Source organism: Kitasatospora sp. NPDC002040 (assembly GCF_040296785.1).
Lineage (GTDB): Bacteria > Actinomycetota > Actinomycetes > Streptomycetales > Streptomycetaceae > Kitasatospora.
On sequence record NZ_JBEOXV010000018.1, the window covers coordinates 57,546 to 77,384 of the forward strand.

Below are 19,839 nucleotides of genomic sequence, written 5' to 3' on the forward strand. Positions count from 1 at the left end.
CGGCCGGCTAGTGCTCGTCCCGCCAGGAGCGCCACAGGGCCGCGTACGGGCCGTCGGCGGCGACCAGCTCGTGGTGGGCGCCGTACTCGCTGATCCGGCCGCGTTCGACCACCGCGATCACGTCCGCGTCATGGGCGGTGTGCAGGCGGTGGGCGATCGCGATCACCGTGCGGCCGGCCAGCACCCGGGAGAGCGAGCGCTCCAGGTGGCGGGCGGCGCGCGGGTCGAGCAGTGAGGTGGCCTCGTCCAGCACCAGGGTGTGCGGGTCGGCCAGCACCAGGCGGGCCAGGGCGAGTTGCTGGGCCTGCGGCGGGGTCAGGGCGACCCCGCCCGAGCCGACCTCGGTGTCCAGGCCGTCGGCCAGCGCGTCGGCCCACTCCCCCGCGTCCACCGCGTCCAGCGCGGCCCGCAGCTCGCTGTCGTCCGCGTCCGGACGGGCCAGCCGGAGGTTGTCCCGCAGGGTGCCGACGAAGACGTGGTGCTCCTGGTTGACCAGCGCCACCTCGGCCCTGACCCGCTCGGCGGGCATCCGGGCCAGCGCGGTGCCGCCGAGCGTGACGCTGCCCCGGCCCGGGGCGTAGATCCCGGCCAGCAGCCGCCCGAGGGTGGACTTGCCCGCGCCCGAGGGGCCGACCAGCGCCACCCGGCTGCCGGGGGCGACGTCCAGGCTGATGCCGTGCAGCACGTCGGCGCCCTCGCGGTAGCCGAACCGGACGTCGGTGGCCTCGACCCGGCGGCCGTCCGGCTCGGCGAGCTCGTCCGTCTCCGGGTCCACCACCTCGCGGACGCCGACCAGCCGGGCCAGCGAGGCCTGGCCGACCTGGAGTTCGTCGTACCAGCGCAGGATCAGGTCGACCGGGTGGGTCAGCGCCTGGGCGTAGAGCACACCCGCCGTCAGCTCACCGACCGTCAGCAGGCCCTGCACCGTGAACAGCCCGCCCAGCACCAGCGTGCCGATGATGACGATCGCGTACGTCGCCTCGACCGTGGGGAACCAGACCGTGCGCAGCCAGAGCGTGTACCGCTCCCAGGCCTGCCACTCGCCGATCTTGCGGTCCGTCAGCTCCACCCGTTCGGTGCCGAGCCGGAGCGACTCGACCGTCCGCCCGGCGTCCACCGTCTCGGCCAGCACGGTGTTGACCGCCGCGTACCCGGCCGACTCGGCCCGGTAGGACTGCGGTGCGCGGCGGAAGTACCAGCGCGAGGTGGACAGGATCAGCGGCAGCGCGACCACCACGGTGATCGCCAGCAGCGGTGAGGTGAAGACCAGGGCGCCGAGCACCAGCACCACCGAGACCACCGCCACCGCCAGCTCGGGCACCGCCTCGCGGATCGACTTGGAGAGCCGGTCGATGTCGGTGGTGCCGCGCGAGACCAGGTCGCCGGTGCCGGCCCGCTCCAGCACGCCCGGCGGCAGCGCCACCGAGCGGACCAGGAAGTCCTCCCGCAGGTCGGCCAGCACCTCCTCGCCCAGCACCCCGCCGCGCAGCCGGGACCAGCCGGTGAAGGCGGCCTGCACCGCCAGCGCGCCCAGGTACCAGCCGACCGCCGCCAGCACCTTGCCCTGCGCGGTGCCCGCGCTCAGGTCCTCGACCAGCGAGCCGAGCACCCAGGGCCCGACCAGCCCGGCCAGGGTGGCCACCGTGTGCAGCCCGACCACCGAGCCGAAGCCGCGGAAGTGACGGCGTGCCAGCAGCCGGACGTAGCTGCGCACGGTGGCCGGCGAGCCGACCGGCAGCATCGTCGCCGGGCCGCGCTCCTGGATCGTGGGGGGTTTCATACCTTCTCCTCGACGGCGGCCTGGTCGTCCTCGCGGGTGACCACGGCCCGGTAGTGCGGGGCGGTGTGCAGGAGTTCGCGGTGGGTGCCGGTGGCGGTGACCCGGCCGCCGTCGATCAGCACCACGGTGTCGGCCTGGTCCAGCAGCAGCGGGCTGGTGGCCAGCACCACGGTGGTCCGCTCGGCCCGGATGCTGCGCAGCCCGGCCGCGATCCGGGACTCGGTGTGTGCGTCGACGGCGCTGGTCGGCTCGTCCAGCACCAGCACCGGCGGGTCGGCCACCAGGGCCCGGGCCAGCGCCAGCCGCTGGCGCTGGCCGCCGGAGAGCGAGCGGCCGCGCTCGGTGATCTGCGCCCGCATCGGGTCCCCGCCGGCCTCCGGCGAGCCGTCGACCAGGGCGTCCAGCACGTCCTCGGCCTGGGCCGCGGCGACCGCCTCGGCCGGGGTGACCCGGCCGGAGCGGGGGATCTCGAACAGCTCGGCCAGCGTGCCGGAGAGCAGCACCGGCTCCTTGTCGTGCACCAGTACCGCCGCCCTGGCCTCGGCCAGCGGGACGGCGTCCAGCTCGACGCCGCCCAGCCGGACCGCCGGGCCCGGGAGTTCGTCCTCGGCCAGCGGGACGTGGCCGCCGAGCCGGTCCGCCAGCCGGTCGGCCGTCTCCGGGTCGGCGCAGACCACCGCGGTGAGCCGGCCGGCCCGGACGGTCAGGCCGGTGGCCGGGTCGTGCAGGTCGGAGCGGCCGGGGGCGGCCAGGGCGGCGGTCAGCCCGGCCGCATCGGCGGTGCGGCGCAGCGACAGCACCCGGGTGGCCCGGCCGGCCGAGACCCGGGCGACCGACCAGGCGTGCGCGGCCTCGCCGAGGATGCGCAGCGGCGCGGCCAGGAAGGCGGTCGCCCCGTAGACGGCGACCAGCTCGCCGACGCCGATCCGGCCGTCGGCGGCCAGTTCGACGCCGTACCAGGTGACGCCGACCACGAACAGGCCGGGCAGCAGCACCTGCTGGGCCTGCATCAGGGACCAGACCCTGGCGGTGCGGACGGCGGCGCCGCGCACCTTCTGCGAGGCCCGGCGGTAGCGCTCCAGGAACAGCTCCTCGCCACCGATGCCGCGCAGCACCCGCAGCCCGGCCACGGTGTCGGCGGCCAGCTCGGTGGCCTTGCCGCCGAGCGCGCGCTGCTCGCTGTAGCGCTTCTCGAACGGGCCGAGCAGCGGGAGCACCGAGACCGCCAGCACCGGGACGCCGAGCAGGACGGCGGCGCCCAGCAGCGGCTGCTGGACCAGCACCACCAGGCTGACGGTGAGCCAGACCAGTACGGCGGCCCGGACCCGGGCGACCAGCTCGACGTACCAGCCGATCTTCTCCACGTCGCCGCTGCTGACCGCGACGATCTCGCCGGTGGCGATCCGGCGGGAGAGGCCGGCGCCGAGGGCGCTGGCCTGCCGGGCCACCAGCTGGCGGGTCTGGGCGGCGGCGGTGATCCAGTTCCACACTGCCTGGCGGTGCAGCAGGACGCTGCCGGTGGCCTGGACGGAGGTGAGCAGCACGGCGAGCGCGCCGGCCCGCCAGATGCCGCCGGTGTCGTGGTCGACGGCGGACTGGATGCCCAGGCCGAGGGCGACCGGGAGGGCGGCCATCGCGCCCATCTCGACCGTCCCCCAGAGGGTGGCGAGCCACTGGCCGCGGCGCTGGCTGCGCTGGAGCCAGCGCAGGAAGGCGAGCGGGGAGTCGAGGTCGGGTCGGCCGGGGTCGGCCATCGGCAGGGTGGTGAGCGGCATGACGCTCCGATGCGGGGGTGGTCGGGGGCATCGAGCGTGGCGGGGCTCACACCGTGGTCGCAACAGGTTTTTCCGGGTTCGACCACGTCACGGGCGGGGCGGGCATGTCCGAGTCATCAATTCCGGTGAATTCCCGTCGAACGGGAACAAGTGGTCGGCACCACCAGTTGGTCCCATGTCGGCAGCATTGGACGATCCGGAGGGCAATCCTTCCCCGTGAGCACCATCCCGAGCATCACCCTGAACAACGGCCAGGTCATCCCGCAGCTCGGCTTCGGCGTCTGGCAGGTCGCCGACGACGAGGCGAGGTCGGCGGTGGAGACGGCGATCAAGGCCGGCTACCGCAGCATCGACACCGCCGCGATCTACGAGAACGAGACCGGCACCGGCAAGGCGATCGCGGCGGCCGGGGTGCCCCGCGAGGAGCTCTACGTCACCACCAAGCTGTGGAACTCCGGCACCCGCGACTGGTCCGGCCAGCAGGGCCGGGACGCGGTGCTGCGCGAGTTCGACGAGTCGCTCGGCCGGCTCGGTCTCGACCAGGTCGAGCTGTACCTGATCCACTGGCCGCGCCCGATGCACGGCAGCTTCGGCAACGTCTGGAAGGCGTTCGAGCAGATCGCCGCCGACGGCCGGGCGAAGTCGGTCGGCGTCTCCAACTTCGGCCAGGTCCAGCTGGACGCGCTGCGCGAGGAGAGCGGCCTCGTCCCGGTGCTGAACCAGGTCGAGCTGCACCCGCACTTCCCCCAGCGCGAGCTCCGGGCGTACCACGCCGAGCACGGCATCGCGACCGAGGCCTGGAGCCCGCTGGGCCAGGGCAAGGAGCTGCTCGCCGAGCCCGTGCTGGCGCAGATCGCGGCCCGGCACGGCCGCACGGTGGCCCAGGTGGTGCTCCGCTGGCACCTGCAGAGCGGCATCATCGCCATCCCGAAGTCGGTCACCCCGTCCCGGATCGTGGAGAACCTGGACGTGACCGGCTTCGAGCTGGACGCGGACGACCTGACCGCGATCGCCGCGCTGGAGACCGGCAAGCGCCTCGGCCCCGACCCGCAGGGCTTCGACTGGAACTGACCGGTTCCGGTACGCACGACGGCCGCCGCCCCCTGCGGATGGGGCGACGGCCGTCGTGCTGCGCCGAAGTCCGAACGCCTGACAAATCGTTCCTGCCAGGCCCATGGCGCGTGGTGAATCGTTACAGCCGGGCCGCCTTGGCGAGCAGCGCCATGGCGGCGGCGTGCTCGTGCGGCTCCAGCGGAGCCAGCAGCAGTTCCTGCACGGCGCGGACACCGGCCGAGGACCGGTGCAGCAGCTCCTGGCCCGCGGGCGAGAGCGACAGCAGGTTGCGCCGCCCGTCCAACGGGTCCCGGCGGCGGAGCACCAGGCCGCGCCGGACCAGCCGGCTGACCATCTCCGCCATCGTGGCCTTGTCCAGCGAGGCCAGCTCGCCGACCGTGCGCTGGTCCGCACCCGGCTCGGCCTCCAGCGCGTCCAGTACTGCGTACTGGGGCGCCGTCAGGTCGGAGCCGACCTGGTCGGACCAGAGCTTGGTGTGCACCTGCTGGCTGACCCTGATCAGGTAGCCGACCGCGCGCTGGGCGTCCAGCAGCGGCCGGGCGTCGGTCAGCGCGGCGACCGCCGCGGGCTCCAGCCGGGCGATCTTGGCCATCACCCGGACCAGTTCCAGCTGTTCGTCCGGGCTGAGCGGCTCGAAGAGCGTCCGCTGCACACGGACCACTCCTCCGGTCGCCTCGCGGACGGCCTGAGCGCCGTTCTGCGACAGGGCGAGCAGCTTGCGGCGGCCGTCCGCAGGATCGCGGCGGCGCAGCACCAGGCCGCGCCGGACCAGCCGGGCGACCATTTCGGCCATCGTGGCCTTGTCGAGCGAGGCCCGTTCGCCGACGGTGCGCTGGTCCGCTCCTGGTTCGAGCGCCAGCGCGAGCAGTACGGCGAACTGAGGTGCCGTCAACTCGTTGCCGACGTGCTCGGACCAGAGGCGGGTGTGCACCTGCTGGGCCACGCGGATGAGGTGTCCAGGCGACTGCTGCAGCCGACCTGACACGCGGGTTGTCGGGATCTCCCCCAGCACCATGAAATCCGTCCCGATGTCACACCCGGTGTGTGTGGGACACCCGGGCGGGCAGTAACGGCGAGTGAGCGTCCCGCTGTGAGGGTAGGCGCGCCAGCCGTGCAGCCGGTGGCTGCTGGCGCACACTATACAAACGGTCGGCCCGTACCGGCAGGCGGGGGCCAATAGTAGATGTTTGTTCGGCGAAGTTGGCATATTTCCGCCGTATGTCGCGCTCACGTCCACTCGATCGTCACATGTACGAACATGAGCCACCCTCACCCTCTGTCACCTGCGGCTCTGTGCTCTGGTCAGCATTCCTACCGGTCGGTAATCTGGCCGCCGCAGCGCACACCCGGGCCCGCCGCGGTCCGGATGACGGACTCCTGTCACCCCTCCGAGAGAGACGAGTACGAACATGACCGAGCAGAGCAGCTCCCCTCGCGTCGCGGTGGTCACCGGCGCGGCCCGCGGCATCGGCGCGGCCACCGCGCTCCGGCTGGCCGCCGACGGCTACGCGGTCGCGGTGGTCGACCTGACCGAGGAGGCCGGCCGGGAGACCGCCGAGCGGATCACCGCCGCCGGCGGCCGGGCCCTCGCGGTCGGCGCCGACGTCTCGGACGGCGAGCAGGTGCAGGCCGCGGTGGACCGGATCGCCGCCGAGCTGGGCGCCCCGGTGGTCCTGGTCAACAACGCGGGCGTGCTGCGCGACAACCTGCTCTTCAAGATGTCGGAGTCCGACTGGGACACCGTCATGAACGTGCACCTCAAGGGCGCCTTCCTGATGTCCAGGGCCTGCCAGAAGCACATGGTGGACGCGGGCTTCGGCCGGATCGTCAACCTCTCCTCCTCCTCGGCCCAGGGCAACCGGGGCCAGGCCAACTACTCCGCCGCCAAGGCCGGTCTGCAGGGCTTCACCAAGACCCTGGCGATCGAGCTGGGCAAGTTCGGCATCACCGCCAACGCGGTCGCCCCCGGCTTCATCGCCACCGAGATGACCGCCGCCACCGCGGCCCGGATCGGGATGGAGTTCGAGGCCTTCAAGGCCGCCGCCGCCACCCAGATCCCGGTCAACCGGGTGGGCACCCCGGAGGACATCGCCAACACCATCTCCTTCCTGGCCGGCGAGGGCGCCGGGTTCGTCTCCGGCCAGGTCGTCTACGTGGCCGGCGGCCCGCTGGACTGACTGCCGCCGTCCGCTCGCGGGGTCCGGCGGGCAGGCGCAGACTCGGGGTGCGGGTGCCCGGTGCGCACCCGAGGACACGGGAGGCAAGAGATGACCCAAGCGGACGACGTGGATTCGCATCCGACGCCCGACAGCCTGCTGCACACCGGCGGCGAGCACCCGGTGGACCCCGAGGACCTGGTGATGGCCTCGGGCCGGACCCCCACCCCGGAGCTGGTCGAGAAGGCCCGCAGACAGCTGGAACTGGAGGGCGCGGCAGCAGTGGAGCGACTGCTTCCCTGAGGCGCCGGACAGAGGTGTACCGAGGAGTCAGGCCCCGTACGGCGTACGGGGCCTGACGGCTGCCGACCGCGCGGTGCCCCCGCGGCTCCCCGCCCCCGCCCGCCGCCCCGACCGGCACGAAATCCGGTGACCACGGGACCCGGCGGGCTGCTAGGTTCCTCTGCAGCTGATGTCTGTACAGGTTCACTGACGCCGTGTCAGACGCAGTCCGACGGCCGTTTCCGCAGGACCCCCACCCTGCGGAAGCGGCCGTCCCTGCTCGCCCCTGCGGCGCTCCGGGACCGGTCAGCCCTGCCAGCAGCGCTCCACCCGTCCGTCCCGGACGGCGAGGTTCAGCCGGTCCTCGCGGTGGTCCATGGTCATCATCGCCCCGGGCGCCAGCACCCGGACGGTGCGCCACCCCCGCTCGGCGGCCAGCCGTTCGGCCTCCTGCTGCGCCAGGCCGACGTACTCCTGCTCGTCCATCCCTGTGACCCCTCTCGGTTCGCCGGGCATACGGTGGATGGTAGGCCCGGGAGGTGACCTGGCGATGCGTCCGACGAAGACACCCCGCAACTGGCGGAGCGGTACCGAACCGATGACGGCGCGCAGCGACCTGAAGCTCCGGCTGCTGCTCTCCGTCCTCTTCACCCCGCTGTTCGCCCTCGCCACGGCCGGCTTCGCGCTCTGGGCCGCGCTGGCCGGCCCCGGCGACAACCCGGGCCCGGGGACCCTGACCGCCTTCGCCGTCGCCTGCGGGCTGCTGACGCTGTTCGCCGCGGCCGACCTGCTGGTGGTGCTGCGCCGCCGCCGGACGGAGCTCTGACGGAGCTCTAGTTGATCCGCTGCGGCACCCCGAGCGGGTTGGTGTCGTGCAGCTCGGCGGGCAGCAGCTCCGGCGGGGTGTTCTGGTAGCTGACCGGGCGCAGCCAGCGCTCGATCGCGGTGGCGCCGACCGAGGTCGAGGTGCTGGTGCTGGCCGGGTACGGGCCGCCGTGGTGCATGGCGGGGGCGACCGCGACGCCGGTCGGCCAGCCGTCCACCACCAGGCGGCCGGCCAGCGGGAGCAGCCGTCCGAGCAGGGCCACCGCCTCGGGGCCGCGCTCGTCCTCGGCCAGGTGCACGGTCGCGGTCAGGTTGCCGCTCAACTGACCCAGCACACCGTCGAGTTCGTCCGCGTCGCGGTAGCGGACCAGCAGGGTGACCGGACCGAAGCACTCCTCCAGCAGCTCCTCGGACAGCTCCGCCGCCGCGACCGCGAGCACCCCGGGGGTGACCGCGAGCGGTGCGGTGTCGGCCGGTCCGGCGGCGAGCAGGGTCTGGACGCCCGGTCGGGCCGCCCGGTCCTGGACGCCCGCCAGGAACGCCGCCCGCATCCGGGGGTCGAGCAGCGGCCCGGTGGCCGCCTTGGCGGCCGCGGTCACCACCTCCTGCTCCAACTCCCCTGCCCCCGCCGGGATCAGCACCAGTCCGGGCTTCACGCAGAACTGCCCGCTGCCCAGGGTGAACGAGCCGGCCAGTCCGGCGCCGATCTCGGCGGCCCGCTCGGCGGCGGCCCGCTCGGTGACCACCACGGGGTTGAGCGAGCCGAGTTCGCCGTGGAACGGGATCGGCCGGGGCCGGGCGGCGGCGATGTCGTGCAGCGCCCGGCCGCCCCGGACCGATCCGGTGAAGCCGACCGCCGCGACCAGCGGGTGGCGCACCAGCTCCGGCCCGGCGTCGAAGCCGTGCAGCAGGCCGAGCACGTCCTCGGGCAGGCCGAGCCCCGCCGCCGCCTCCCGCACCAGCCGGGCGCAGAGCTCGCTGGTGGCCGGGTGGTCCGGGTGCGCCTTGACCACCACCGGGCAGCCCGCCGCCAGGGCGCTGGCGGTGTCACCGCCGGGGACGCTGAAGGCGAGCGGGAAGTTGCTGGCGGCGAACACCGCGACCACGCCCAGCGGCACCTTCATCCGGCGCAGGTCGGGGCGGCCGAGCGCGGGATCGGCCCGGTCGATCGCCACGTCCAGGAAGGCGCCCTGCTCGACCTGCTCGGCGAAGGAGCGCAACTGGTAGGTGGTGCGAGCGAGTTCACCGGTCAGCCGGGGCACCCCGAGGGCGGTCTCGGCGTCGGCGGCGGCGATCACCTCCTCGGCCGCAGCCGCGAGCCGGTCGGCGGCGGCCCGCAGCAGCGCGGCCCGGACGGCGCGGTCGGCGAGGGCGGGCGCGGCGGCCGCGGCCGCGCGGACGGCCCGGTCGACCTGCTCGGGGCCGGACTCGACGGCCACCTGCACACCGGGCTCGCCGGTGCGGGGGTCGGAGCTGTGGACCGGGCGACGGGACTCTGAGCCGGGTTCTGACTGCACTGCGCGGGCCTCCTCGGCCGGGCGCCGGTCGGCCGGCGCCCGCCGGAACTGCGGCCGCCCGGCCCTCCCCACGGCCCGGATCTGTTCAGTATGCTGAACGCTGGACGGATGGCTAAACCTCGCGGAACGCTACGCCGCGCGACAGAAGGGGTCAAGCAGATGGACTCGACGGCCAACCCGGGCCCCGGCGGCGGCGCACCGGTCAAGTCGGCGGTGCGCACCGTCGAGCTGCTGGAGTACTTCGCCGGCCGCCCCGGCATGCACAGCCTGGCCGTGGTCCAGGAGCAGACCGGCTACCCGAAGAGCAGCCTGTACATGCTGCTGCGCACCCTGGTCGAGCTCGGCTGGGTGGAGACCGACGCCACCGGGACGCGGTACGGCATCGGGGTGCGGGCGCTGCTGGTCGGCAGCTCGTACATCGACGGCGACGAGGTGGTGGCGCTGGCCAGACCGGCCCTGGACCGGCTCGCCGAGGACACCGGGGAGACCATCCACCTGGCCCGCCTGGACGGCGCCAGCGTGGTCTACCTGGCGACCCGTCAGTCCCAGCACAGCCTGCGCCCGTTCACCCGGATCGGACGGCGGCTGCCCGCGTACTGCACCTCGCACGGCAAGGCGCTGCTGGCCACCCACTCGGACGAGCGGATCAGGCAGCTGCTGCCGGCCGGGCTGGAGCCGCTCACCGAGCACACCCACACCGACCGGGAGCAGCTGATCGCCGAGCTCCGGGAGGTCCGCGCGCATGGGTACGCGGTGGACCGGGAGGAGAACACCCTCGGGCTGCGCTGCTTCGGCATCGCCCTCCCGTACCGGACCCCGGCCCGGGACGCGGTGAGCGTGTCGGTGCCGGTGGCACGGCTGACGCCGGGCCGCGAGGAGCAGATCCGGGAGGCGCTGTTCGACGCCCGGGACCGGCTGGCCCTGGCCACCCGGCACCTCTGACCCGGGGCGCCGGTGATCGACGGCCGGCTCCGGTTCATGTCCTTGAATCCGGCCGGAGCGCCCGCGCCGGGCCGGTCGGTCAGTAGACGTCCCGGGCGTAACGCCGGTCGGCCGTCAGCTGCTTGAGGTAGAGCACCGCGTCCTCCTCGGTGAGACCGCCGTGGGTCACGGCGATCTCCCGGAGGGTGCGGTCGACGTCCTTGGCCATCCGGGCGGCGTCGCCGCAGACGTAGAAGTGGGCGCCGTCCTGGAGCCAGGACCAGAGCTGGGCACCGTGCTCGCGCATCCGGTCCTGGACGTAGACCTTGGCCCGCTGGTCGCGGGAGAAGGCGAGGTCGAGCCGGGACAGGGTGCCGTCCCGGTGCAGGCCGGCCAGCTCGTCCTGGTAGTAGAAGTCGGTCGCCCGGCGCTGCTCGCCGAAGAAGAGCCAGTTGCCGCCGTGGTGGCCGAGGGCGCGGCGCTGCTCCAGGAAGCCCATGAACGGGGCCACCCCGGTGCCGGGGCCCACCATCACCGCCTTCGCCGCCGGATCGGTGGGCGGGCGGAAGTGCGCCGAGCGCTGGACGAAGACCGGCACCGGCTGCCCGGGGTCGGCATCCGCCAGGAAGCCGGAGGCGACTCCCTTGCGGCGCCCGCCCCGTGGCCCCTCGTAGCGCAGCACCGAGACGGTGAGCGAGACCTGCCGGGGGTCGGTCAGCGGGCTGGACGATATCGAGTAGAGCCGGGGCTGGAGCCGGCGCAGCTGCTCGGCCCACTCCTGGGCGGTGATCCGGACCGGGTACTCGGCCAGCACGTCGACCGCCTGCCGTCCCCAACTCCACTGCGCCAGGCCATCCTTGTTGTCCGGCCTGAGCAGGTGGCGGAGCTCGCGGTCCCGGGTCCGCTCGGCCGCCAGCCGGAGCAGGTCGGAGCCGATCCGGGTGATGTCCAGCTGGTGGCTCAGCGCGTCGGCGAACCGCAGCGGTTCGGTACCGGCCAGCACCACCTCGGTGTCCGGGTCGATGCCGGTGACGGCGAGCCACTCGGCCACCAGCTCGGGGCAGTTGACGGGCTGGACCCCGAGGGCGTCCCCCGCCTCGTACTCCAGGCCGCTGTCGCCGAGGTCGAAGGTGAACCGCCGGACCTCCTTGCCCGCCCCGGGCAGGCTGAGCAGCCGGTTGCCGGACAGCCGGGCCTCGCAGGGTGCGCTCCGGCCGGTGCGGGCCGGAGCCGGTGCGGCGGCGGCGGGACGGGCGGCCAGCGCCTCGACCACCTGCTCCAGCCACTGGTCCGCCGCCGTCTCCCCGCCGGGTTCGCAGTCGACCCGGTGCAGCAGCCTGGTGCCGCCCAGTTCGGCCAACCGCTCGTCCAGGCGGCGGCCGTGGGCGCAGAAGTCGTCATAGCTGGAGTCGCCGAAGGCGAGCACCGCGAACCGGGTGCCGTCGATCCGGGCCGCGTCACCGGCGGTCAGCTGCTGCCAGAACTCGGCGCCGTTGTCCGGCGCCTCGCCGTCCCCGAAGGTGCTGGAGACCACCAACAGGTCGGCGCCCGAGGTGAGTTCGGCCGGTGACAGGTCGGCCATGCTGCGCACCGTGGCGCTCCGGCCGGCCCGGGTCAGCCGGGCCCCGACGGAGTTGGCGAACTCCTCCGCGTTACCGGTCTGGGAGGCCCAGAGCACCAGGGCCGCCGGGCCGGCCGGAGCCGGCGGCGCGCCGTCCGCCTGCTTCGGCAGCCAGGAGAACATGCCCGCCAGCAGGCCGTCCACCCAGCGTGCGGTGGCCGCCGCGATCGGCGCCCCGGCGGGCAGCACCGGCACGCCCTCCGGCGCGGGGACCGAGCCGACGCCGGTCAGGTACCCGGCCAGGTAGTAGCGCTCCTGCTCGGCCAGCGTCGGCGGGGTCAGCTCGCCCAGGCCGAGCGCGGAGGCGAGCAGCGCGACCGTCCCCGCCGCCGGTCCGGCCGCCGGTCCGGCCGTCTGTCCGGTCGCGGCGGCCTCGGGCTGCGGCGGCGCGGCCTCGGCCGGGCCGACCGAGGTCCGGCGCAGCGCGACGGCGCAGGCCTTGAACTCGGGCTGGAACGAGATCGGGTCGACCGCGTCGTTGGTGACCGCGTTGACGCTCAGGTACTCGCCGAAGAGGTCGTTCCAGTGGAACGGGGCGAAGCAGTCACCCGGCCGCACCCGGTCGGTCAGCACGGCGGGCAGCACGGCCCGGCCCCGGCGGGAGGCCAGCTCGACGCCGTCGCCCGCGCCGATGCCCAGGGCGGCCGCGTCCGCGGGGTGGATCTCCACGAACGGCCCGGGGTTGAGCCTGTTGAGCTTGGCGACCTTGCCGGTCTTGGTGAGGGTGTGCCACTGGTGCTGCAGGCGACCGGTGTTGAGCACGAACGGGTACTCGTCGTCCGGGAGTTCGGCCGCGGGCAGGTGCGGGCGGGCGAAGAACGAGGCCCGGCCGGTCGCGGTCGGGAAGACCAGCCGGGGCCGGCTGCCGTCGGGCCGCTCGACCAGGGTCTGGCTGACCCCGTCGTTGCGGTACCGGACCGGGTTGCGCGCGGGCCCGCCCGGCGCGGCGGGCCACTGCACCGGCGTCTCGCGCAGCCGGTCGTAGTCGATCCCGCGCAGGTCCCAGCCGGTCTTCGGGTTCCAGGCCTGCTTGAGCTCCTCGAACACCTCCTCGGCCGAGCCGTACGTGAAGCCCTCGGCGAAGCCCATCTCGCAGGCCACCCGGGCGATCAACTGCCAGTCCGGCAGCGCCTGTCCGGGCGGGGAGACCGCGCCGGGCACCAGGGTGAGGTTGCGCTCCGAGTTGACCATCACGCCCTCGGACTCGGCCCACAGCGTGGCGGGCAGCACCACGTCCGCGTACGCGTTGGTCTCGGTCTCGGCGAACACGTCCTGGGTGATGACGAGTTCGGCCGCCTCCAGGCCCTCGATGACGGTCCGCCGGTTGGCCACCGAGGCCACCGGGTTGGTGCAGATGATCCAGCAGGCCTTGATCGCACCGGCCGCCAGCTGCTCGAACAGCTCGACCGTGCCCCGGCCGACCTCGGTCCGCAGCGTGCCCTCGGGTATGCCCCAGAGCTCCTCGGTGAAGGCCCGGTCCGCCGCGACCAGCACCGAGCGCTGGCCCGGCAGGCCCGGCCCCATGTAGCCCATCTCCCGGCCGCCCATGGCGTTCGGCTGGCCGGTGAGCGAGAACGGTCCGCTGCCGGGTCGGCAGATCGCCCCGGTCGCCAGGTGCAGGTTGACCAGTGCGTTGGTGTTCCAGGTGCCGTGGGTGGACTGGTTGAGCCCCATCGTCCAGCAGCTCATCCACTCCCCCGCCGCGCCGATCCACTGCGCGGCCTGCCGCAGGTCGGCCTCCGGGACGCCCGTGATCCCGGCGACCACGGCCGGCGGGTAGTCGGCCAGGAACTCCGGCAGCCCGTCCCAGCCGTCGGTGAACTCGGCGATGAACTCCGGGTCCGTGTGGCCGTTCTCGACCAGCAGGTGCAGCAGCCCGTTCAGCAGAGCCAGGTCGGTGCCGGGCTTCACCGGCAGGTGCAGATCGGCCTTGTCGGCGGTGGCGTTGCGGCGCGGGTCCACCACGATCAGCTTGGCGCCCGCCTTCACCCGCTCCATCATCCGCAGGAACAGGATCGGGTGGCAGTCCGCCATGTTCGACCCGATCACCAGGAAGGCGTCCGCACGGTCGAAGTCCTCGTACGACCCCGGCGGCCCGTCCGCGCCCAGGGAGAGCTTGTAGCCGGTGCCCGCGCTGGCCATGCAGAGGCGGGAGTTGGACTCGATGTTGTTGGTCCGCAGGAAGCCCTTGGCCAGCTTGTTGGCCAGGTACTGCGCCTCCAGCGACATCTGCCCGGAGACGTAGAGGGCGAGCGCGTCCGGCCCGTGCTCGTCCAGGACCGCCCGCAGCCGGCCGGCCGCGGCGGTGATCGCCGCGTCCACGTCCAGCGCCACCGGCGGTTCGCTCCGGTCGCTCCGGATCAGCGCGGTGGCCAGCCGGCCGGGCGCGGCCAGCAGGTCGGCGTGGGTCGCACCCTTGGTGCAGAGCCGGCCGCCGTTCGCCGGGTGCGCCTTGTCGCCGGCCGCCTTCGCCACCGTGACCCGTCCGTCGGCCCCCCGGGCCAGATCGAGCACGATCCCGCACCCGACCCCGCAGTACGAGCAGACCGTCCGTACCTGATCCACTCGTAGTCCCTTCGCCACAGCCGCACCCCGTATGCCCTGGTCGCAGACTACGAAGCCCCTGTTGCAGGCAGATGACGGAGATCGATTCCTCCGCGTTACACCCACCGCACCCGGATCGGCCCGCCCTGTGAGGCGGAGGTGTCGTGAAGATCGGGGCGCCGGAGCAGCCAGCCTTCCACACCTCCGCCCGGGACGGGTAGCGCCGGAGCAGGGTTGTCGGTGAACCCGACCCCGCCCCGGCGCCACCCTGCCGGGAGGCCTCGTCACCGCCCGCTCGACTGCCGGCCGGTCAGAAGCCGGTGTCGTAGGTGTACTGCGCGCTGTGGTCCAGCAGGTCGGCCGGCGTGACGTCGTTCCACGGCTTCATGGTCTCGTTCAGGTCGACCACGTTGGCGGTGCCCGCCGTGGGCAGGTAGGTCGCCGAGGGGTGCCGCTTCTGCCACTCCGACCACAGCTTGTCGATGAAGCAGTGGTGCAGCCAGAACACCGGGTCGTTCGGCGACATCCCGGTGCTCATCATGCCGCCCACCCAGACGTGCACCCGGTTGTGCAGGTTGACGCCGCGCCAGCCCTCCAGGTTGTTGCGGAAGCCCGCCGAGGTGCTGTTCCACGGCGCGGCGTCGTACTGGGCGATCGCCAGCACGCTCTCCGCCTCGGCCCGGGTGGGCAGTTGGGCCACCCCGGCGGCCAGCGAGCGGCGCAGGAAGGGACGGCTGTCGGGTCGGACGGTGAGATTCCAGTTGCCGGTCGAGTAGGCGAACGGCCCCGTGGTCACCTGGCCGTCGGAGCTGCGGCCGTTGCCGCCGAGGAAGTCGGCGCCCCAGATCGTGGCGCCGGTGGTCCGGTCCGCGGTCCAGTCCCAGTACGGCAGGGTGACGCTGGGGTCGACGGCCTGGAGCGCCTGCTCGAACTGGAGCAGGAACCGGCGGTGCCAGGGCAGGAAGGACGGCGAGCGGTGGCCGACCCGCTCGCCGTTGTCGGTGTCGCTGACGATGAACTGGTTGTGCGTGCTGACGAACGAGTCGTAGCCGCCGCTGCTCTTGAGCGCGAGCACGGCGTTGACGAAGGCGCGCTTCTCCTGGGCCGTGAGCGTCGCCTGGTTCTTGCGGACTGCCATGAGTCCCCCCTTTGGTGCGAGTGTCGGTACGGGTACGGGTTCAGGCGACGGCGACCGGCACGAGCGTCGCGCCCTGCAGGTCGGTGACGGCGGCGCGGGCGAGCGAGCGCGGCGTCGGGAAGGTCTGGTAGTGGTTGACCACGCTGATCCAGCTGCCGTCGGCGTTCCGCATCATGTGCAGCTCCTCGCCGTCGACGCGGACCGAGTAGCCGGTGCCGCCGGCCCCGGTGGTGCCGTGGTGGTGGCCGCCGCCGTCGGCGACCGGGCGACCCTGGATCCGGCGGCCCTGGAAGACCTCGTCGAAGGTGTCGGACGCGCCGGGGTCGGCGGCGTTGGCGGACTTGCCGGTCGGCCCCGCGATCCCGAGCACGGCGGTGCCGGCGGCGGCGGTCAGCGCGACGGCGGCCCCCTGCAGCATCCGTCGACGGGTCAGTGCCGAGGCATGGGTGAGTTCGGACATCGGTGGATCCCCCTCGGGCGCCCGGTGGAATTGGGGCGCCGTTCATCGAGCAGTGCAGAAACGTTAATGCGAGGCGATCACATGATCACTCTCGCTGTTTCGATGCTTTCAATCCGCGATGACCTACGGAACTGCCGATCGGCGGGGGTACGAAGGATGCACACAATCAAGCCAAAAACCGGCCGCCCACCCCTCGGACGGCCGGTAAGATCTTCACTGCCTTCACTGAACGATCATCAGAAAGTCCAGGATCTTCACTCTGTGCAGTCGGGCCGCCGGAGATCCTCCGCCCCGGCACCCGGTCACGGCCGCAGCGGTGACCGGGCTCACCCCGCAGGAACGGCGCGATGCGGAGGGGTCAGCGGCTCCCCACGGCCTGCTTGACCAGGGTGCGGCCGAAGTCCCACATCAGACCGCTGCCCCGGTGGGCGTCGTCCATCACCTCGGTGAAGGCGGTGACGAAGCGGTCCACCTCGCGCTCGGTGATGATCAGCGGCGGAATCAGCTTGATCACCTCCAGGTGGTCGCCGGAGACCTGGGTCAGGATGCGGTGGCGCTGCAGCAGCGGCACCACCACCATCTGGGCGAACAGGCCCTTCCGGGCCGCCTGCAGGGCGGTCCACCCGGTCCGCAGCTTGAGCGACTTCGGCCGGCCGAACTCGATCCCGATCATCAGTCCCCGGCCGCGCACCTCGGCCAGCAGCTCGTACCGGTCCACCAGCGCGGCCAGCCGGTCCCGGAACAGGTCGCCCACCCGGCGCGCGTTCTCGACCACCTTCTCCTCCCGCAGCACGTGCAGGGTGGCCAGCCCGGCCGCCATCGCCTGGGCGTTGGAGCCGAAACTGGCCGAGTGCACCAGCACCCGGTCCATCGAGGAGTACACCTTCTCGAAGATCCAGCTCTTGCCGAGCGTCGCCCCGATCGGGACGTACCCGCCGGAGAGCGCCTTCGCCGCGCAGACCAGGTCGGGCAGCACGCCCTCCTCCTGCTGGTAGGCGAAGAACGAACCGGTCCGGCCGATGCCGGTCTGCACCTCGTCGCAGATCAGCAACGCCTTGTGCTCGTGCAGCAGTTGCTGGGCCGCCGCGAGCCAGCCCGGCGGCGGGGCGAGCACGCCCTTGCCCTGGATCGGCTCCACGATCAGCGCGGCCACGTCGCCCTTGCGCAGCTCCTTGGCCAGCGCGCTCAGGTCGCCCAGCGGGATGGCCGTGTCCGGCAGCAGCGGGTCGAAGCCCTTGCGGAAACCGCCCTCGCCGTTGACCGAGAGCGAGCCGGCCGTCAGCCCGTGGAAGGCGTGGTCGCAGTAGAGCACCCGCCGCCTCCCGGTCGCGTAGCGGGCGAACTTGAGCGCCGTCTCGACCGCCTCGGTACCGCTGTTGCCGAAGAAGACCCGGTCCAGTCCCGGTGCGTACGACAGCAGCTGCTCGGCCAGCAGGCCGGGCAGCGGCGAGCAGTCGAACCGGGTCAGGTCCGGCAGGTCGAGGTCCATCACCTGCTGGACCGCCGCCCGCACCACCGGGTGGTGCCGGCCGAGCGCGAAGATGCCGAAGCCCGCGAGCATGTCGAGGTACTCGTTGCCCTCGGCGTCGTAGAAGTACGGGCCCTCGGCGCGCTCGTAGTACTTGTCGAAGCCGATCGTGTGCAGCATCCGGGGCAGCTGCGGGTTGAGGTACCTGGCCTGCAACTCGTAGCGCTCGGCGCCCCGTTCGGCGAGCAGTGCGGACAGGTCGAGACGGTCAGCCGGCATGGTGCTGGTTCGCTCCTCGGTTCGGTAGCAGGTGCTTGGCGAAGACGGCGGTCTGGGCGGCCACGCCGGTACCGGTGAGGCCGATCTCCTCCATCAGCTCTCCCCGCCCGGCGTGCGCCAGGAACTCCTGCGGGATGCCGAGATCGCGCAGCGGGACGTCCACCCCGGCGTCCCGCATCGCCTGGGCGATCGCCGAACCGACGCCGCCGGCCCGGCCGTTGTCCTCCACCGTGACCACCAGCCGGTGCGCGGCGGCCAGTTCGGGCAGCGCCGGGTCGACCGGCTTGACCCAGCGCGGGTCGACCACGGTGCAGGTGAAGCCCTCGGCCAGCAGCAGCGCCGAGGCGTCCAGGCAGGCGGAGGCCATCGCGCCGACCGCGACCAGCAGGATCTCCGGGGCCGGGCCGGTGCGCTGGAGCACGTCCATGCCGCCGATCCGCTCCAGCGCGGGCACCGCGGGGCCGAGGTCGCCCTTGGGAAAGCGGACCACGGTCGGCCCGTCCGGCACGTCCACCGCCTCGCGCAGCTGGGCCCGCAGCTGGTCGGCGTCGCGCGGCGCGGCCAGCCGCAGGCCGGGGACGACCTGGAGGATCGACATGTCCCACATGCCGTTGTGCGAGGCGCCGTCGTTGCCGGTCACCCCGGCCCGGTCCAGCACGAAGGTGACGCCCAGCTTGTGCAGCGCCACGTCCATCAGGACCTGGTCGAAGGCCCGGTTCAGGAAGGTCGCGTAGACCGCCACCACCGGGTGCAGCCCGCCGGTGGCCAGGCCCGCCGCGCTCGCCACCGCGTGCTGCTCGGCGATGCCGACGTCGAAGGTGCGCTCCGGGTACTCGGCGGCGAACTTGGCCAGCCCGACCGGCTGGAGCATCGCGGCGGTGATCGCCACCAGGTCGGGCCGCTCGGCCCCCAGCGCGAGCAGCTCGCTGCCGAACACCGAGGTCCAGGAGACCCCGGCCGAGGGCGAGATCGGCAGGCAGGTGTACGGGTCCATCGCGCCGACCGCGTGGAAGCGGTCCGCCTCGTCCTGCTCGGCCGGCCGGTAGCCCCGGCCCTTGACGGTCAGGCAGTGCACGATCACCGGGCCGCCGAAGCCGCGCGCCTGCCGGAGCGCCTGCTCGACCGCACCGACGTCGTGCCCGTCGATCGGGCCGAGGTACTTGAGCCCGAGGTCCTCGAACATGCCCTGCGGGGTGAAGGCGTCCTTGAAGCCCTTCTTCGCCCCGTGCAGGGCGTCGAAGATCGGCTGCCCGACCAGCGGCGTCCGCTGCAGCGCGCCCTTGCCGAGCGCCAGGAAGCGCTCGTAGCCCTGGGTGGTGCGCAGGGTGGCGAGATGGTGCGCCAGGCCGCCGATGGTGCGTGCGTACGAGCGCTCGTTGTCGTTCACCACGATCACCAGCGGGCGGTCGCTCTCGGCGATGTTGTTCAGCGCTTCCCAGGCCATCCCGCCGGTGAGCGCACCGTCGCCGATCACCGCGACGGTGTGCCGGCCGGGGGTGCCCAGCAGCTGGTGCGCCTTGGCCAGGCCGTCGGCGTAGCCGAGCGCGGTGGAGGCGTGCGAGTTCTCGATCACGTCGTGCTCGGACTCGGCCCGGGACGGGTAGCCGGACAGGCCGCCCTGCATCCGCAGCCGGGAGAAGTCCTGACGGCCCGTGAGCAGTTTGTGCACGTACGCCTGGTGCCCGGTGTCCCAGAGGATCCGGTCGTACGGGGAGTCGAAGACCCGGTGCAGCGCGATGCTCAGCTCGACCACGCCCAGGTTGGGCCCGAGGTGGCCGCCGGTGCGGGTCACGGCGTCCACCAGGAACTCGCGGATCTCGTCGGCCAGCAGCCCGAGGTCGGCCGGTGAGAGGCGTCGGAGATCGGCGGGACCCTGGACGGTGGACAGGAGTGACATGGCTTCACCTCGCGGCTCGGGTCAGGACGATGACGGTCTGTACCCAGATTGCGGTCATCACCGGTGGCGCGCCTGTTGTGGGGCCCGCCGAAGCGGGCCCCG

The 19,839-nt window shown here is 73.2% G+C and carries 15 protein-coding genes; 5 read left to right on the forward strand and 10 right to left on the reverse strand.

Annotation, left to right across the window (positions count from 1 at the left end):
- Positions 1 to 7: 7 nt before the first annotated feature.
- Both ABT118_RS28080 and ABT118_RS28085 read right to left on the reverse strand, forming a co-directional pair.
- A complete protein-coding gene (locus ABT118_RS28080; protein WP_350674891.1) occupies positions 8 to 1,780 on the reverse strand; it encodes an ABC transporter ATP-binding protein in 1,773 nt (590 codons plus the stop codon).
- Positions 1,777 to 3,555: an ABC transporter transmembrane domain-containing protein gene (locus tag ABT118_RS28085; RefSeq protein WP_350674892.1), complete on the reverse strand. Its 1,779-nt coding sequence runs from the start codon at positions 3,553 to 3,555 to the stop codon at positions 1,777 to 1,779. The genes ABT118_RS28080 and ABT118_RS28085 overlap by 4 nt, the downstream gene beginning before the upstream one ends.
- Before the next feature lie 216 nt (positions 3,556 to 3,771).
- Between ABT118_RS28085 and ABT118_RS28090 the strand changes: the two genes are divergently transcribed.
- Positions 3,772 to 4,626, forward strand: coding sequence for an aldo/keto reductase (locus tag ABT118_RS28090; protein ID WP_350674894.1), 855 nt, complete (start codon positions 3,772 to 3,774; stop codon positions 4,624 to 4,626).
- A gap of 121 nt (positions 4,627 to 4,747) precedes the next feature.
- Here the strand turns inward: ABT118_RS28090 and ABT118_RS28095 are convergent, their stop codons facing one another.
- Entirely contained in the window at positions 4,748 to 5,572 is an 825-nt protein-coding gene (locus ABT118_RS28095; protein ID WP_350674895.1) for a MarR family winged helix-turn-helix transcriptional regulator, read from the reverse strand.
- A 466-nt stretch (positions 5,573 to 6,038) separates the two neighbouring features.
- Here ABT118_RS28095 and fabG point away from each other — a divergent pair, with 466 nt between their 5' ends.
- Entirely contained in the window at positions 6,039 to 6,806 is a 768-nt protein-coding gene (fabG, locus tag ABT118_RS28100; protein WP_350674897.1) for a 3-oxoacyl-ACP reductase FabG, read from the forward strand.
- A gap of 90 nt (positions 6,807 to 6,896) precedes the next feature.
- Positions 6,897 to 7,088 carry a hypothetical protein gene (locus tag ABT118_RS28105; RefSeq protein ID WP_350674898.1) on the forward strand — a complete coding sequence of 64 codons (192 nt, stop codon included), beginning with the start codon at positions 6,897 to 6,899 and terminating at the stop codon, positions 7,086 to 7,088.
- Between the two features lie 285 nt (positions 7,089 to 7,373).
- Here the strand turns inward: ABT118_RS28105 and ABT118_RS28110 are convergent, their stop codons facing one another.
- Positions 7,374 to 7,553, reverse strand: coding sequence for an I78 family peptidase inhibitor (locus ABT118_RS28110; protein ID WP_350674900.1), 180 nt, complete (start codon positions 7,551 to 7,553; stop codon positions 7,374 to 7,376).
- A 64-nt stretch (positions 7,554 to 7,617) separates the two neighbouring features.
- Between ABT118_RS28110 and ABT118_RS28115 the strand changes: the two genes are divergently transcribed.
- Entirely contained in the window at positions 7,618 to 7,893 is a 276-nt protein-coding gene (locus tag ABT118_RS28115) for a DUF6343 family protein (protein WP_350674901.1), read from the forward strand.
- Between the two features lie 7 nt (positions 7,894 to 7,900).
- Here ABT118_RS28115 and ABT118_RS28120 read toward each other — a convergent pair whose 3' ends face one another.
- A complete protein-coding gene (locus tag ABT118_RS28120) occupies positions 7,901 to 9,409 on the reverse strand; it encodes an aldehyde dehydrogenase family protein (protein ID WP_350674902.1) in 1,509 nt (502 codons plus the stop codon).
- Positions 9,410 to 9,568: 159 nt separating this feature from the next.
- Here ABT118_RS28120 and ABT118_RS28125 point away from each other — a divergent pair, with 159 nt between their 5' ends.
- The gene (locus ABT118_RS28125) at positions 9,569 to 10,351 is read left to right on the forward strand and encodes an IclR family transcriptional regulator (RefSeq protein WP_350674904.1); all 783 of its coding nucleotides are present in this window, start codon (positions 9,569 to 9,571) and stop codon (positions 10,349 to 10,351) included.
- A gap of 79 nt (positions 10,352 to 10,430) precedes the next feature.
- Here ABT118_RS28125 and ABT118_RS28130 read toward each other — a convergent pair whose 3' ends face one another.
- The 5 genes from ABT118_RS28130 to dxs all read right to left on the reverse strand — a co-directional run bounded on the left by ABT118_RS28130 (position 10,431) and on the right by dxs (position 19,737).
- Complete coding sequence (locus ABT118_RS28130) at positions 10,431 to 14,516, reverse strand: bifunctional nitrate reductase/sulfite reductase flavoprotein subunit alpha (RefSeq protein ID WP_350674905.1); 4,086 nt, start codon at positions 14,514 to 14,516, stop codon at positions 10,431 to 10,433.
- Between the two features lie 289 nt (positions 14,517 to 14,805).
- Positions 14,806 to 15,633: a tyrosinase MelC2 gene (gene melC2 / locus ABT118_RS28135; RefSeq protein WP_350674906.1), complete on the reverse strand. Its 828-nt coding sequence runs from the start codon at positions 15,631 to 15,633 to the stop codon at positions 14,806 to 14,808.
- Between the two features lie 40 nt (positions 15,634 to 15,673).
- The gene (melC1, locus tag ABT118_RS28140; RefSeq protein ID WP_350674908.1) at positions 15,674 to 16,093 is read right to left on the reverse strand and encodes an apotyrosinase chaperone MelC1; all 420 of its coding nucleotides are present in this window, start codon (positions 16,091 to 16,093) and stop codon (positions 15,674 to 15,676) included.
- 358 nt (positions 16,094 to 16,451) lie between these two features.
- Positions 16,452 to 17,840 carry an aspartate aminotransferase family protein gene (locus ABT118_RS28145; protein ID WP_350674909.1) on the reverse strand — a complete coding sequence of 463 codons (1,389 nt, stop codon included), beginning with the start codon at positions 17,838 to 17,840 and terminating at the stop codon, positions 16,452 to 16,454.
- Positions 17,830 to 19,737, reverse strand: coding sequence for a 1-deoxy-D-xylulose-5-phosphate synthase (gene dxs / locus ABT118_RS28150; protein WP_350674911.1), 1,908 nt, complete (start codon positions 19,735 to 19,737; stop codon positions 17,830 to 17,832). Before dxs ends, ABT118_RS28145 begins: the two co-directional genes overlap by 11 nt.
- Positions 19,738 to 19,839 lie beyond the last annotated feature (102 nt).